This window comes from Marinobacter gelidimuriae, assembly GCF_000372805.1.
Classification (GTDB): domain Bacteria; phylum Pseudomonadota; class Gammaproteobacteria; order Pseudomonadales; family Oleiphilaceae; genus Marinobacter; species Marinobacter gelidimuriae.
Genome location: NZ_KB889880.1, coordinates 1 through 13,414, shown reverse-complemented (window position 1 = coordinate 13,414; position 13,414 = coordinate 1). Strand labels below are relative to the sequence as shown.

Sequence of the window (13,414 nt, the reverse complement as noted above, 5' to 3'; positions counted from 1 at the left end):
CTACACGCCTGGCTATAGATGTACCGTTGCGCCAGGTGACAATCTATTCATTACTATTACGGCGCAAAGGTGTACGCGGATGATTATGTCTGCTTGCGCAGCCACCTTAAACCAAGCTTTCAAGCGCATTCACCATGCGTTGTTCCAGCTCTTTGGAGGCCGCGGCGGAGGCCGGAGCCAGGCACCATAACGCCACCAGTTTTTCGGCGTCGGTGAGTGGACTGGCCGATTGTTCGGCAGCGCCAATGTTCTGTGCCAGGCGCTGCACCTGAATCTCCATGCGCTTACGCTGGTCTGCCGCGGGTGACGGCTGGTCGGCGAGTATTTCGGTACGGATAGCCAACTCCTGAAAATCGATGGGCTGGTCGAGCTGATTAAACTTTGTCCATTCCAAGGGGACGCCGGTTCTATCGATAGGGGCCTGGCCGCGGGCCTGAATGCATCCGGTCCATTGTTGCAGGCGAGCGACGAGTTCCTGCCGCTGTTTGGCCGTGTGCAAACGCTGGCGTACATCGTTGTAGCGGTCGCGGGTGCTGGTAGACAGCGCCTGTGGGTTGTAGGTGGCCAGTTCGGTCCAGATGGCGCTGAGTTCGTCGCTGTTTGTGCTTGCATTCAGGGCCTGGTCGGCGCGTTCCAAAATGCTGGTCACTTGCTCATCGGCTGCCACAACGGCTTGCTTTTGGCGGCTATTTTCTTGTTCACGACGGGCAAAAATGGCGTCGCAAGCTTGGCGGAATGCCTGCCAGAGTTTGCGGTCTTCGCGATGACGGGTAATCCCGATAGCCTGCCAATGGCCTTGTAGCTCTTTGGCCTGCACTATGGCGTCGGCCAGGGGTTCGGCGCTCATCAGTTCTTCGGCGCTGGCAACAATGGCCTGCTTCAGAGCTTCATTGCGCTGGCGCTCATCGTTCAGTTTGGCATCCAGCTGTTTCAGTAACTCGTCGAACTGTTTTTGCAACGGACGGTTGTCGCGGAATTCTACCGGCCATGCGGCCTTCCATTCCTGGCGTGCGGTTTGATGAATACGTTCGGCCACTTTCCAGTCAATACTAGACCAGTCGGCCTGAGCCACAAATTCCTGCAGTTGCTGGCAGATAAGTCGGCGTGTGGCCAGGTTGGCGTGCTTTAGATCGGATTTTGCGGCGAAGTAAGCTTTGCATGGTTCATAGGCGGCATCGGATGCCTGCCTGAAGCGGGCCCACAGCAACCGGTCAGAGGAACCGCCCAGGCTTTTCCATTCTTCTTGCAGCTCTTTGATGTGAGCCGCCTTGGCTTCTGGATCAATAGGCTGCTCTGCCAGATGTTCCATTTGTTCGCACAGTGCGATCTGCTTGGGTGTGGTGGCAAAGCCCTGCCAGTCGCTGAGTTCATTACACTGGCCTTGTAGCAATTGCATGCGCGCAACAAATGGCTTCTGGTGGCGGGAATCGAGTTTTTTGGTAATTTGCTGGGCGTTTTTTAGCAGCTGCTTGGCGGGCTTCAGCTGTTTGTTCTCCAGGGCGCTATCAAGCTCCGTGAGGAGCCTGTCCAGATCTGCTGACAGGCTGTTCTGGCGTGCTGGGTCTGGCTGTTCGACCGGTTCTGCTTTCTTGCGCTGTTTGGCCAGTGCCTGTAGCGCAATGAGGGGCTCGGGCTGCGGAAACATCGTTGGCCAGTCCAGTATGGCGAGCAGGGCCTTGGCCTGCTCCGCTGCTTCAACGCCAAGCTCTGCATCATCTGTGGTTTCGTCGCCCGGAGCTGCGTTGGTTGCCAGCTTGGCGATTTGTTCTTGCCCCTGCATAAGTCGCTCGTGTGCTTCTACATAGGCGCGTAGAGCGGTGCTGGCGGTGTTGTAACGGTTTTGTTCGGGCGCGCTTACGTCGGTATTTTCACTGGCCTCAAGCCAGCGGTTGTGCTGGGTTTTCAGCAGTGCGTCCAGAGCTGTCAGCGTGGGCGGCTCGCGGGTGTCGTCGGTTTTTAATTGGGTCAGCGTTTCGCCCAGTAGCGTCAAGGTTTGCTTGCGCTGGTCGAGTTTTTCATGCTGTTGCTGCATCTGGCGAACGCGTTCACGGCACTGGTGGGTGGCGCTCAGAAATTCGGTGATTTGCTCGTTACTGGCGTCAGTCTCTACGCTTTTCCACTGCTTGAACAGCGTGTCCAAGCGTGGCTCGTACAGGGTGGTGTCTTCACTGCGGGCTTGGTCTTGCGCTTGTTGAATCAGCTGCTGTCGCTTTTCTTCCAGTTCATTCTGTGCGGCTTGGACGTCGCGCAGCTGTTGAAGTGTTTGGCGGACTATCTGGAAAACCCCCTTGTCCCGGCCTTTAGCCTGGCGGATAACGTCATGTAGCAAGGCTTCGTCGCGCAGGCCACTGGCGGCACGACTGCGAACTTCAGCGGTTAACCCGCCAATGGCCAGCTCCGCCAGTTTTTTTTGCGCCGGCATGCCTTGTACGGCTTCCAGCTGCTTCGCAATCCGGGCGCCGCGATCTTCTTTTGCGGATTTGGCAGCGTCCGTCTGCCGAGGCTGTTTGTTGACCGCCGGTGCGGGTGTTTTCAGCTGTGTTGTGCGGGATTTGAACAATCTGCGAAGAAATGCGGCCATGGGTGTTTTCCTTAGAGTATCTTTCTGGTTGATACCAGTCTGCGGTGTCGGGCAAAGTGTGCCGCTACCGTTCTTCAGCACCCGTTTAGGTTGGCGCTGGACGCTTGGATTTCTTGGTACGAAGCTACCGGGCGTATAGAACGCGAGCGCTAGTCTAGCGTTTTGTGAAGCGATGCGGAAAGAGATGTCATGGCAAAATCTGAAAATGATCAGGATGACGATTATAAAGCCCGTTCTGTGGCGTTGCGCTTACTGGCCCGGCGTGAACACAGCCGGCTTGAACTTACCCGTAAGTTGTTGCAGCGCCAGTTGTCAAAAGCGGTCATTGAAACGGTGCTGGATGACTACCAAGAGCAGGATTGGCTGAGCGATGAACGCTTTGCCGAAGCCTATGCGCGGCAACGTATTGAGGCGGGTTACGGTCTGCTGCGCATAACGGGTGAATTGAGCCAACGTGGTGTGTCTGAAAATGCTGATGCTCTGCAGGCAATGAGCTCGCAGGATTGGTGTGACCAGGCCGTACGACTGCGCCGTAAGCGCTTCGGGTTATTAGATTTGCGCGGGCAGTTGGAAGAACGATTGCGCCAGATGCGTTTCCTTCAGCGCCGCGGATTTACCCAGGAACAGATTAATGCCGCGCTGGATGCAGTCGAGCCGGCATAGGCGCTGCAGGCCTGGACTCCGAAAGATCACAGTGTAGGTGGTACGTCGGTCAGTTGCTCTGGTAAGGCGGCCTGAATTTCGGGTGCGGCCATAAGCGCCTCGCCGTCGTTGCCAAGCTGTCTCAGCGGGTCATCGGCTAGCAGGGTATCCGGTGTTGCGGCAGGTTCGGTCATGCGCACCAGCACATCGTAGTAGCGGCGGATGTTCTGTACATAGATCACTGGCTCGTGGCCGCGGGCATAACCAAACTTCGTTTGGCTGTACCATTCTTTTTGCGTTAGCAGTGGCAGAAATTCTTTTACATCCAGCCAGCGGTCCGGATTCCTGCCTGCCTGTTCGGTCAGTATGCGTGCGTCTTCCAAGTGGCCAAATCCAACGTTATAAGAAGCCAGAGCAAACCAGGTGCGGTCGGGCTCCTCAATACGGTCGGGAATCTGGTCGTGCACAATCGTTAAATACTTGGCACCGCCGCGAATGCTCTGCTCAGCGCTGAGGCGATTTTTGACGCCCACGTATTTTGCCGTTGAGCGGGTAAGCATCATCAGTCCGCGTACGCCGGTGGGCGAGGTTGCCCGAGGTCGCCAGTGGGATTCTTGATAACCAATGGCCGCCAGAAGCCTCCAGTCCATGGCAAATTGGTCGGCGTAAGAGCGAAACAGGCTTTCATATTTTGGCAGGCGTTTTTCGGTGTGACGCACAAATGTTAACGCGCCAACGTAGTTCAGCCGGTCCAGATGACCGTAAAAACGCTCGGTGATCTGCTCCATGGTGCCGTCTTCGGCAAGCATTCCAAATAATTGCCCTGCAGCATCAATCAATGACCGATCCTGCATTGCAGGAAACAGCCAGGCCAGCTCGCGCGGCGGACCCAGCGGTATTGCTTCTTTTACATCGGGGAAAAACACGTGGTTCAGCGCCAGCTCGTTGGATGACACCACCGCGTAAGGCAACTCACCGGTCTCGACCCGTGCCAGCAAACCGGCGGCATCGAGGCCCGGGTGAACCTGCCAGGACAGCTGAGGGACATCGATTCGCGCCTCTTCCAGTTGTGGTTCGTGATTGCTGTCGGCCACTATATGCAATGGTTTGTCTGCTAAATCGGCAAGAGCTTCGGGCTTGGAAGAGTCGCGGTGATACACCACCACTGACTCTACTTCTATACCGGTCGCCAGTGCCCGCATCTGACCCTGGAACTGTTTTTGCCCTGACAGCCCGGCTAACCCTATGTGGGCGAAGTCATGGGTCAGCACAGATAGAATTTCGGTGTTGTCTTCGGCAACGCGAATCCTGAGCTCTACGCCCAGGTGTTCTGCGAACAGCTGCACCAGTTCGTAGTCATAGCCGGTGGGGCCGTCGCGACCTTTGTAATAGATTGAGGGGGCAACCCGGGTAATGACATGCAGTACACCTTCGGCTTTGATCTGTTGCAGGGTTGTTGGCCGTGAGCAGGCACTCAAAACCAAAGTAAACGCCAGCAGTGCTACCATGGCTGAGCCCCTGCGGACCCGCTCGCGCAACGACAACACCCGCCGGGAAGCGAGCTGCAACTGGGTGTTTGCCGGCAAAAGCGTTATCTCCGTAGGGCTTTAAGCGGGTGTGCGGCCAATTTCTGATTGTCTGTCTTGGTGCAGACAGGTTCTTGCAATCATCTATGTTGTGCGTGGTCCGGTCAATAAAAGAGCGATCAGCGGCATCCTTGATGGCGTTGTTTAATAAGGTGCTGGATCGCTGTATCCCGAAGGCGCTTTCGAGTATGATGCTGCCTTCAAAATGTCTCCCCAAACCCCCGCTACGCGCGATACAGGTTGCTACCATGCTTGAACTTCGCGGCGCACCAGCGCTTTCACCTTTTCGTTTCAACAAACTGCACGCCTGCCTGAAAGACAGCGTCCCCGAAGTTGACCATGTGTACGCCGAGTTCATGCATTTTGCCGATTTGGATGGCGACCTGTCTGACGTGGAACAGGCGATTCTTGATCGGCTGTTGAGTTACGGCCCGAGTGTGCCCGTAGAGCAGCCCGAAGGCGTGTTGTTTCTTGTGGTTCCCCGCCCCGGCACGCTTTCGCCCTGGTCATCCAAGGCAACCGACATTGTGCGCAACTGTGGCTTGCGTCACATTCTGCGTATTGAACGGGGTATTGCTTACTACGTGCGTTCTGCGAAGAAGCTAAGCCTGGCGCAGCGGGGCAAAATTGCGGCGCTCTTGCACGACCGCATGACAGAAAAAGTATTTCACGAGATCGGCGGCGCCGAGTTGCTGTTCAGCCACGACGAACCCCGCGAGTTGGGTTGCGTGGGTATTCTTGCCGGCGGCCGCAAAGCCTTGGTGGACGCCAATCGTCGCCTCGGCATGGCGCTGGCGGACGACGAGATTGACTACCTGGTGGCTGCGTTCTCTGATCTGAAGCGTGACCCCACAGACGTTGAACTGATGATGTTCGCCCAGGCCAACTCCGAGCACTGTCGCCACAAGATCTTCAATGCGTCTTGGGACATCGACGGCGAAAATCAGCAAAAATCCCTGTTCGGGATGATTCGTAACACCTACGAAATGAACAGCGAAGGCGTGTTGTCGGCTTACAAAGACAACGCCTCTGTTATTGCCGGGAGTCGCGGTGGCCGTTTCTTCCCGGATTCGAATACCGGTGTCTACGGCTACAACCAGGAAGACATCCACATCCTGATGAAGGTGGAAACCCACAACCACCCAACGGCGATTGCGCCATTTTCCGGAGCGGCCACGGGCGCTGGTGGAGAAATTCGTGACGAAGGCGCAACCGGTCGTGGCTCCAAGCCAAAAGCCGGCTTAAGCGGGTTTACCGTTTCTAATCTGAATTTGCCGGGCGACATCCAGCCTTGGGAAATCGGTTATGGCAAACCAGACCGTATTGCCTCCGCGCTGGACATCATGATTGAAGGCCCGGTCGGCGGCGCGGCTTTTAATAACGAATTTGGCAGGCCAAACCTCACGGGCTATTTCCGTACCTTTGAAGCCAAGGTTGCAGGCCCTGCAGGCGAAGAAGTGCGCGGCTACCACAAGCCGATCATGATTGCCGGCGGCCTGGGTAACATTCGAGCCGAGCACGTAGAGAAGGGCCACATTCCGGTAGGCGCCAAGCTTATTGTTCTGGGAGGCCCGTCTATGCTGATTGGCCTGGGCGGCGGAGCGGCATCCTCTATGGATTCCGGTTCCAGCAATGAGAATCTGGATTTTGCCTCGGTACAGCGTGGCAATCCGGAAATGGAGCGCCGTTGTCAGGAAGTGATTGATCGCTGCTGGCAGATGGGTGACAGCAACCCGATTTGCTTTATTCACGACGTTGGCGCCGGTGGTTTGTCAAACGCCATGCCGGAGCTGGTGAAAGACGGTGGTCGCGGCGGTAAGTTTGAGTTGCGTGAAATCCCCAGCGACGAGCCGGGTATGTCGCCGCTGGAAATCTGGTGTAACGAGTCTCAGGAACGTTACGTTATGGCCGTGGCGCCAGAAAACCTGGAGTTGTTTGATGCGCTCTGTCGTCGTGAACGCTGCCCGTATGCGGTGATTGGCGAAGCCGCTGAAGAGCACCACCTGGAGTTGGCCGATTCGTACTTCAATGACAAGCCGGTCGATCTGCCGATGGATGTGCTGTTTGGCAAGGCTCCGCGTATGCATCGCAGCATTACACGCTCGTCATTTACCAAACGCTTATTCGATTCCACCCGGGTGGACCTGCACGAAGCGATTCGTCGCGTGTTGCGTTTGCCGTCGGTTGGTTCCAAGAGCTTCCTGATCACCATTGGCGACCGCACCATTACCGGGCTTGTAGCACGGGATCAGATGGTGGGCCCGTGGCAGGTTCCAGTCGCAGACGTAGCGGTAACCGCCAGTTCCTTTGACGTGCGCAGCGGCGAAGCTATGGCCATGGGCGAGCGCACGCCGGTTGCCGCGGTCAACGCGCCGGCGTCTGGCCGTATGGCGGTGGGTGAAACGTTGACCAATCTGGCTGCGGCGCCTATCGCCAAGCTGTCAGATGTGCGCTTGTCAGCAAACTGGATGGCCGCGGCTGGCCACCCGGGGGAAGATGAGAATCTTTATGAAACCGTGCGTGCGGTGGGTATGGAACTTTGCCCAGAGTTGGGTATTACCATTCCCGTGGGCAAAGATTCGATGTCCATGAAAACCGTGTGGGAAGAAAGCAGTGGTGAGCAGAAAAGCGTTACGGCGCCTCTGTCGCTGGTGGTTAGCAGTTTTGCGCCGGTTACCGATGTGGGGCTTACGTTAACGCCCGAGCTTCAGCTGGACGCTGGCGATACCGATCTTATCCTGGTAGACCTCGCTGCGGGCCAGAACCGCCTTGGCGGCTCTGCGTTGGCCCAGGTATATAGCCAGGTTGGCGCAGTAGCGCCGGACCTGGACGATCCGGAAGACATGAAAGCATTTTTCGCGGTGATTCAGGGCCTGAACGCTGACCGAAAATTGCTCGCCTATCACGATCGCTCGGATGGCGGCCTTTTTGTCACTCTGGTTGAAATGTGCTTTGCCAGTCGTGCCGGTATCGACATCAAGCTGGACGGAGTGGCGGAAGATGCCTCGCAGTTTGCCCGCGAACTGTTCAACGAAGAATTGGGTGCGGTGATTCAGGTGCGCCGCGACGATACCGAATTCGTGCTGCAGCAGTTCTCCGCAGCTGAATTAGGCAACCATACGATCGTTATTGGTGAGCCGACTTCGGAGGCTCGTGTACAGATGAGCTTTAACGGCGAATTTGTAGTGGATGAGTCGGTGCTCGATTTGCAGCGCCTTTGGAGCGAAACCAGCTTCCGTGTTCAATCGTTGCGCGACAACGAAGATTGCGCGCGGGAGGAGTTTGACAACCTTCTGGATGCCAAAGACCCGGGTTTGCAGGTAGTAACCACGTTCGATATCAATGAAGACATCAGTGCGCCTTTTATCAACATGGGCGCGCGACCCAAAGTAGCCGTGTTGCGAGAGCAGGGCGTAAACGGCCACGTTGAAATGGCGGCGGCGTTTGATCGTGCCGGTTTCACCGCTGTTGACGTACACATGAGCGATTTGTTGTCTGGTCGAATGTCACTGGAAGGCTTCAACAGCCTGGTGGCTTGTGGCGGCTTTTCGTTTGGTGACGTTTTGGGCGCCGGCGGAGGCTGGGCCAAATCCATACTGTTCAACGATCGTGTGCGTGACCAGTTTGCGGCTTTCTTCAACCGTCAGGACACCCTGGCTCTGGGCGTGTGTAACGGCTGCCAGATGCTGTCCAGTCTGCATGAACTGATCCCTGGCAGTGAAGGCTGGCCGCGCTTTGTTCGCAATCAGTCAGAGCAGTTCGAGGCGCGACTGGCGATGGTGGAGGTGTTGCCTTCACCGTCGGCCTTCTTCGAAGGAATGGCGGGTTCGCGTATGCCCATTGCCGTAGCGCACGGCGAGGGCCAGATCGAGTTGAGCAGCAACATCTCGTTGGCGTCGCTGGCAGAAAGCGAACAAATCGCTTTGCGCTACGTGGACAATTACGGCGCCGCTACTACACGCTATCCGTTTAATCCTAACGGTTCTGAGGCTGGCGTGAACGGTTTCACAACTCGTGACGGCCGGGTAACGATCATGATGCCGCACCCGGAGCGCGTATTCCGCGCAGTGCAGCATTCCTGGCAACCAAAAGGTTGGGACGAAGACGCCCCGTGGCTACGGATGTTCCGTAATGCGCGGCGCTGGTTTGGCTAAGTCGTTGGTGTAAAAGTCGGGCTTTTTTCGGCTCTGTTAAAGGAGTCGGCGGATGCCCGGTTTTTTTGCCTGAAATTCGTGTTGTTTGGGGATATCAAGAGAAAAAACTGCATAATTTCCAAAAAAAACTCTTGACTGGTAAATTTTATGCACATTTTCGGGTATTCACTGTATGTTCTGTAAGCAACCCCATGATTTACCATGATAATTTCAGTAGAAAAATTTAAGTAATTGATAAATAACGATTATTTATAGGCGGCGATTTTGTCACCAATCTGTCTTAAAGGCAGCAATGGCGGGGTTTTTGGGGCGCTACTTAAAAACTTTCCCCAGAGTTATCCACAGAATCTGTGGGTAACTTTTTCGAATGTTCAGGTGTTTAGAATTTGACCGTCTATGAGGGATACTATGTATAAAATTTGCTACTTTGTGCCAGAAAGCCATCTTGACGAAACCAAACATGCATTGTTCGGCGCCGGAGCGGGGCGCATTGGCGATTACGATCAATGTGCCTGGCAAATATCAGGGCGAGGGCAGTTTCGACCACTGGACGGAAGCCAGCCGTTTATCGGTCAAGCGGGTGTTCTGGAAACCGTTGCAGAGTACAAGGTGGAGTTGGTTTGTGCTGAAGGCTGCGTGAGAAATGCCATTGCTGCATTAAAGGCGGCGCACCCTTACGAGGAGCCCGCCTACGAAGTGCTTGCTCTGACGCAGTTTTGATCAGGCTTTTCCGGATTTCGCCATAGGGTGACGAATACTGTCAACGTGAACCCCGAACGTCTGCTTTTTCATATCGTTTATAAAAAGCTCAAGGGTTTTACGCACAGTCGGAAATGACAGTTCGTCCCAGGGAATGTCTGACAGCTCAAACAATTGTGTTTCCAGTGATTCCTCGCCTGCGCCATATTTACCATCAATCAGCGTGGCGCGGTAAAATATGTGTACCTGATCGATGTGTGGAACGTCGATTACGGCGTAAAGGCCCTCAATGTAAACTTCCGCCAGAGCCTCTTCACGGGTTTCGCGAGCTGCCGCTTCCACGGTTGTTTCCTGGTTTTCCATAAAGCCTGCAGGCAGAGTCCAATAACCGTAACGAGGCTCGATGGCGCGGCGACACAGAAGAATACGGTTGTTCCATACCGGCACCGTGCCTGCGATAATACGAGGGTTCTGGTAATGAATGATGTCGCAGTGGGTGCATACATAGCGGTGACGATTGTCGCCGTCGGGGATCCGCTGTTCTACCTGTTCACCACAGTCACTGCAGTAATTCATAGCTTTCCCCGTATACTGATAATAGATGTCTTAAAGGCCGTTAGTTTAACCATCTGAGCCACCTTAGCGCCATGGCGCCTTTGATTGAAGCATGCCAGGAGATACTTTGAAGCACCTGTTACATTCCCGGTTAGCAGGCTACCGGCCTAACGAGCTGGCGCTGGACTATCCTGAAGCTGGTATTTTGGTGCCTATTACCGACAACAGCGGTAATCCGGAGATGTTGTTCACCTTGCGATCTGCCCACCTCAAAACCCATCGTGGCCAAGTAGCGTACCCTGGTGGCAGGCGCGACCCCGAAGACGAAAACCTGATGGTCACGGCTCTTCGGGAGACTCATGAGGAAATCGGCTTGCCGCCAGACCAGGTGCAGATTGTGTCATCACTAAGCCAGGTCACATCTCATGCCCGTATTCTTGTAACACCATACGTAGGCGTGGTACCCGAAGACCATCCACTACGCCCCAATCCCGCAGAAATCGAAAGTGTGTTCCGTGTCCCCATAGCCTGGTTGCTGGAAGACCGGCGTGAGCGTACCGATGCCTTACCTTTTATGGGCGGCATCATTCACGTGCCCTGCTACCGCTGGGAGCAATACCAGATATGGGGTTTGTCAGCCGTAGTATTGGTCGATTTTATGAACGCTGTGTACGATGCCGGTATTGATCTGGAACGACCGCCCTTGCGTTAATATTGTGGTGTTAATCGGCTCGAGAGCCCAACAGAGATGGCATACTTCAAGAGGAAATTATGTTTTACAAATTGAACGACAGAGTTCCGGTGTTAGAAGGAAGTGGCCATTTTGTTGCCGATAATGCCTCGGTGATCGGCAGTGTTCGCTTGTTAGACAAAGCCAGCGTGTGGTTTAACGTGGTGATTCGCGGTGATAACGAGCTGATTACGATTGGCGAGCAGAGTAACGTGCAGGATGGTGCCGTATTGCATACCGACCCGGGATTACCGTTAAACATCGGCCGTGGTGTGACTGTGGGGCACAAGGCCATGCTTCACGGCTGTGATGTGGGCGATTATTCGTTGATCGGTATCAACGCAGTTGTGCTGAACGGTGCCAAAATTGGCAAGCACTGCTTGATAGGTGCGAACACGCTGGTACCGGAACATATGGTTATACCCGACGGCTCGATGGTTATAGGCTCGCCGGCACGGGTAAAACGCCAATTAAGCCCGGAGCAGCAAAAGATGCTGGAAATGGCCGCGCTCAGTTACGTCAAGAATGCTGCGTACTATCTGGACAACCTGCAACCCTGTGAGCCCGAGCGATGAGCGTTGCTAATAAAGTCAGGTCGCCTTGTGTCAGCATCTGCGCGCTTAATGAAGATGACGTGTGTATTGGCTGCCATCGTTCCAGTGATGAAATTATGCGTTGGATGCAAATGAACAACGACGAGCGGCGCGAGGTATTGCGTCTGGTTGCCGAGCGTGAGAAAAAAGCTTTAATCTGAACCCGGCTGCTGGCCGTTCAATATCATCCGATGGAATTGTTATGGAACAAAAAATAGCAGACGTCACCTTGGGAACACCGTTAACAGACACCGCGTTCAAAGTTCTGTTTTGCGGTGCCGGTGAGTTGGGCAAAGAAGTTGTAATAGAGCTGCAGCGCTTCGGTGTGGAAATTATCGCCGTTGATCGTTATGCCAACGCACCCGCGATGCAGGTTGCCCACCGCAGTCACGTTATCGATATGTTGGATGCTCAGGCATTACGGCGGATTGTCGAGCTTGAAAAGCCGAACCTGATTGTGCCGGAAATTGAAGCCATCGCTACCGCAGAGTTGGTTAAGCTCGAAAACGAAGGTTTCACGGTGATTCCGTCGGCAAGAGCTGTGCATCTAACCATGAATCGGGAAGGCATCCGTCGGTTGGCAGCTGAAGAGCTGGAATTGCCGACGTCTCCTTTTCAGTTCGCAGGTACTAAGAAAGAGTACTTGGCGGCGGTGGAAGAGGTGGGTTTGCCACTAGTGGTAAAGCCGGTAATGAGTTCGTCTGGTAAAGGGCAGTCAACGGTAACCCGCGCCGAGCACATCGAGGCTGCGTGGGATTATGCCCAAAGCGGCGGTCGTGCTGGTAAAGGAAGGGTGATTGTTGAAGGTTTTGTGGGCTTCGAGTACGAGATCACTCTGCTGACGGTGAAGCACCGTGATGGCATATCGTTTTGCGATCCTATTGGCCATCGTCAAGATGACGGTGATTATCGCGAATCCTGGCAGCCTCAGCCGATGTCGGATCTCGCGTTTGAGAGAGCAGCTCGCGTTGCTCGTACCGTGGTTGAAAGCCTGGGTGGTTTGGGGGTGTATGGCGTAGAGCTGTTCGTTAAGGGCGACGACGTTTGGTTTTCGGAAGTGTCGCCCCGGCCTCACGATACGGGTTTGGTAACGTTGATCAGTCAGGACCTTTCTGAATTTGCTTTGCATGTCCGGGCAATTCTCGGATTGCCGGTTCCTTCTATACGTCAATACGGCCCTGCGGCATCGGCGGTGGTGCTGCCGGAAGGTGACTCGAAGCGTATCCGATACAGTGGTATGCAACTGGCACTGGCTGAGCCCGATACACAGTTACGTCTGTTTGGTAAGCCGGAACTCAGTGGCCGGCGTCGCATGGGTGTTGCACTGGCGCTGGCTGGTTCTATTGACGCTGCGCGGGAAAAAGCAAGAAACGCCGCAAGTGCTATTAAAGTGTCTCTGAACTAGCTATAGTATTTGGGTAGGTTCAGGTGGCCATTCATGGACACCTGACAGGTGACTCAAGGCCAGTTTGAGGTTTTTTGATAAAGTTCAGATTGGCTGTTGACCTGTCCCGAGAAGTCTGTAGAATGCGCATTTCGCTTGAGGGACACCCCGGATTAGAGGGGGCAGAGATTAAGCGGGAACTGTTTGGTAAGACGTTGAAAAGTTTAGGAAATGTCATTCAAACTTTGAACGCGAAAACGGTTGACAGGGCAGCGAAACGATGTATGATTCGCCTCCTGATTGAGCCACGGCTCAAACGCTCTTTAAAAAATCAACCAAGTAATTCGTGTGGGCGCTGACGGGAGTATTTCGGTAAGAAATACCAAGTCAACGACTCGTCAAGAATTGAGTTTTTGTCTTGAGCAGATTTAAGATCTTCGGATCTTGTATGATTTAAACTGAAGAGTTTGATCATGGCTCAGATTGAACG

At 54.6% G+C, this 13,414-nt stretch carries 10 protein-coding genes; 7 read left to right on the top strand and 3 right to left on the bottom strand.

The features are described from left to right. Positions 1-106: 106 nt before the first annotated feature. The gene (locus A3OI_RS0108225) at positions 107-2,581 is read right to left on the bottom strand and encodes a DUF349 domain-containing protein (RefSeq protein ID WP_018403807.1); all 2,475 of its coding nucleotides are present in this window, start codon (positions 2,579-2,581) and stop codon (positions 107-109) included. Positions 2,582-2,770: 189 nt separating this feature from the next. On the opposite strand from A3OI_RS0108225, the gene A3OI_RS0108220 reads away from it, so the two are divergent. Continuing rightward, positions 2,771-3,244: a regulatory protein RecX gene (locus A3OI_RS0108220; protein ID WP_018403806.1), complete on the top strand. Its 474-nt coding sequence runs from the start codon at positions 2,771-2,773 to the stop codon at positions 3,242-3,244. 26 nt (positions 3,245-3,270) lie between these two features. Here the strand turns inward: A3OI_RS0108220 and mltF are convergent, their stop codons facing one another. Next, positions 3,271-4,731, bottom strand: coding sequence for a membrane-bound lytic murein transglycosylase MltF (gene mltF / locus A3OI_RS0108215; RefSeq protein WP_018403805.1), 1,461 nt, complete (start codon positions 4,729-4,731; stop codon positions 3,271-3,273). 326 nt (positions 4,732-5,057) lie between these two features. On the opposite strand from mltF, the gene purL reads away from it, so the two are divergent. Together purL and A3OI_RS0108205 are read left to right on the top strand one after the other, a co-directional pair. Next, on the top strand, positions 5,058-8,963 hold the full coding sequence (gene purL / locus A3OI_RS0108210) for a phosphoribosylformylglycinamidine synthase (RefSeq protein ID WP_018403803.1): 3,906 nt from the start codon (positions 5,058-5,060) through the stop codon (positions 8,961-8,963). Positions 8,964-9,371: 408 nt separating this feature from the next. Beyond that, entirely contained in the window at positions 9,372-9,683 is a 312-nt protein-coding gene (locus tag A3OI_RS0108205; RefSeq protein ID WP_018403802.1) for a Nif3-like dinuclear metal center hexameric protein, read from the top strand. Here A3OI_RS0108205 and A3OI_RS0108200 read toward each other — a convergent pair whose 3' ends face one another. Then, positions 9,684-10,238 (bottom strand): NUDIX hydrolase, encoded by a 555-nt coding sequence (locus A3OI_RS0108200; RefSeq protein WP_018403801.1) that lies wholly within the window; start codon positions 10,236-10,238, stop codon positions 9,684-9,686. It abuts the gene before it with no gap. 106 nt (positions 10,239-10,344) lie between these two features. On the opposite strand from A3OI_RS0108200, the gene A3OI_RS0108195 reads away from it, so the two are divergent. The 4 genes from A3OI_RS0108195 to purT are packed head-to-tail and all read left to right on the top strand — an operon-like array spanning position 10,345 to position 12,945. Beyond that, positions 10,345-10,929 (top strand): NUDIX hydrolase, encoded by a 585-nt coding sequence (locus A3OI_RS0108195; protein WP_018403800.1) that lies wholly within the window; start codon positions 10,345-10,347, stop codon positions 10,927-10,929. Between the two features lie 59 nt (positions 10,930-10,988). After that, positions 10,989-11,522, top strand: coding sequence for a gamma carbonic anhydrase family protein (locus tag A3OI_RS0108190; RefSeq protein WP_018403799.1), 534 nt, complete (start codon positions 10,989-10,991; stop codon positions 11,520-11,522). After that, positions 11,519-11,701 carry a DUF1289 domain-containing protein gene (locus tag A3OI_RS0108185; RefSeq protein WP_026224078.1) on the top strand — a complete coding sequence of 61 codons (183 nt, stop codon included), beginning with the start codon at positions 11,519-11,521 and terminating at the stop codon, positions 11,699-11,701. The genes A3OI_RS0108190 and A3OI_RS0108185 overlap by 4 nt, the downstream gene beginning before the upstream one ends. Before the next feature lie 41 nt (positions 11,702-11,742). Further along, a complete protein-coding gene (gene purT / locus A3OI_RS0108180) occupies positions 11,743-12,945 on the top strand; it encodes a formate-dependent phosphoribosylglycinamide formyltransferase (RefSeq protein WP_018403797.1) in 1,203 nt (400 codons plus the stop codon). The last annotated feature ends 469 nt before the right edge of the window (positions 12,946-13,414 follow it).

Coding starts and splice junctions, on each gene's coding strand:
- A3OI_RS0108225 (WP_018403807.1), bottom strand. CDS start 2,581: ATGGCCGCATTTCTTCGCAGATTGTTCAAATCCCGCACAACACAGCTG.
- purT (WP_018403797.1), top strand. CDS start 11,743: ATGGAACAAAAAATAGCAGACGTCACCTTGGGAACACCGTTAACAGAC.
- mltF (WP_018403805.1), bottom strand. CDS start 4,731: ATGGTAGCACTGCTGGCGTTTACTTTGGTTTTGAGTGCCTGCTCACGG.
- purL (WP_018403803.1), top strand. CDS start 5,058: ATGCTTGAACTTCGCGGCGCACCAGCGCTTTCACCTTTTCGTTTCAAC.
- A3OI_RS0108220 (WP_018403806.1), top strand. CDS start 2,771: ATGGCAAAATCTGAAAATGATCAGGATGACGATTATAAAGCCCGTTCT.
- A3OI_RS0108200 (WP_018403801.1), bottom strand. CDS start 10,238: ATGAATTACTGCAGTGACTGTGGTGAACAGGTAGAACAGCGGATCCCC.
- A3OI_RS0108190 (WP_018403799.1), top strand. CDS start 10,989: ATGTTTTACAAATTGAACGACAGAGTTCCGGTGTTAGAAGGAAGTGGC.
- A3OI_RS0108205 (WP_018403802.1), top strand. CDS start 9,372: ATGTATAAAATTTGCTACTTTGTGCCAGAAAGCCATCTTGACGAAACC.
- A3OI_RS0108185 (WP_026224078.1), top strand. CDS start 11,519: ATGAGCGTTGCTAATAAAGTCAGGTCGCCTTGTGTCAGCATCTGCGCG.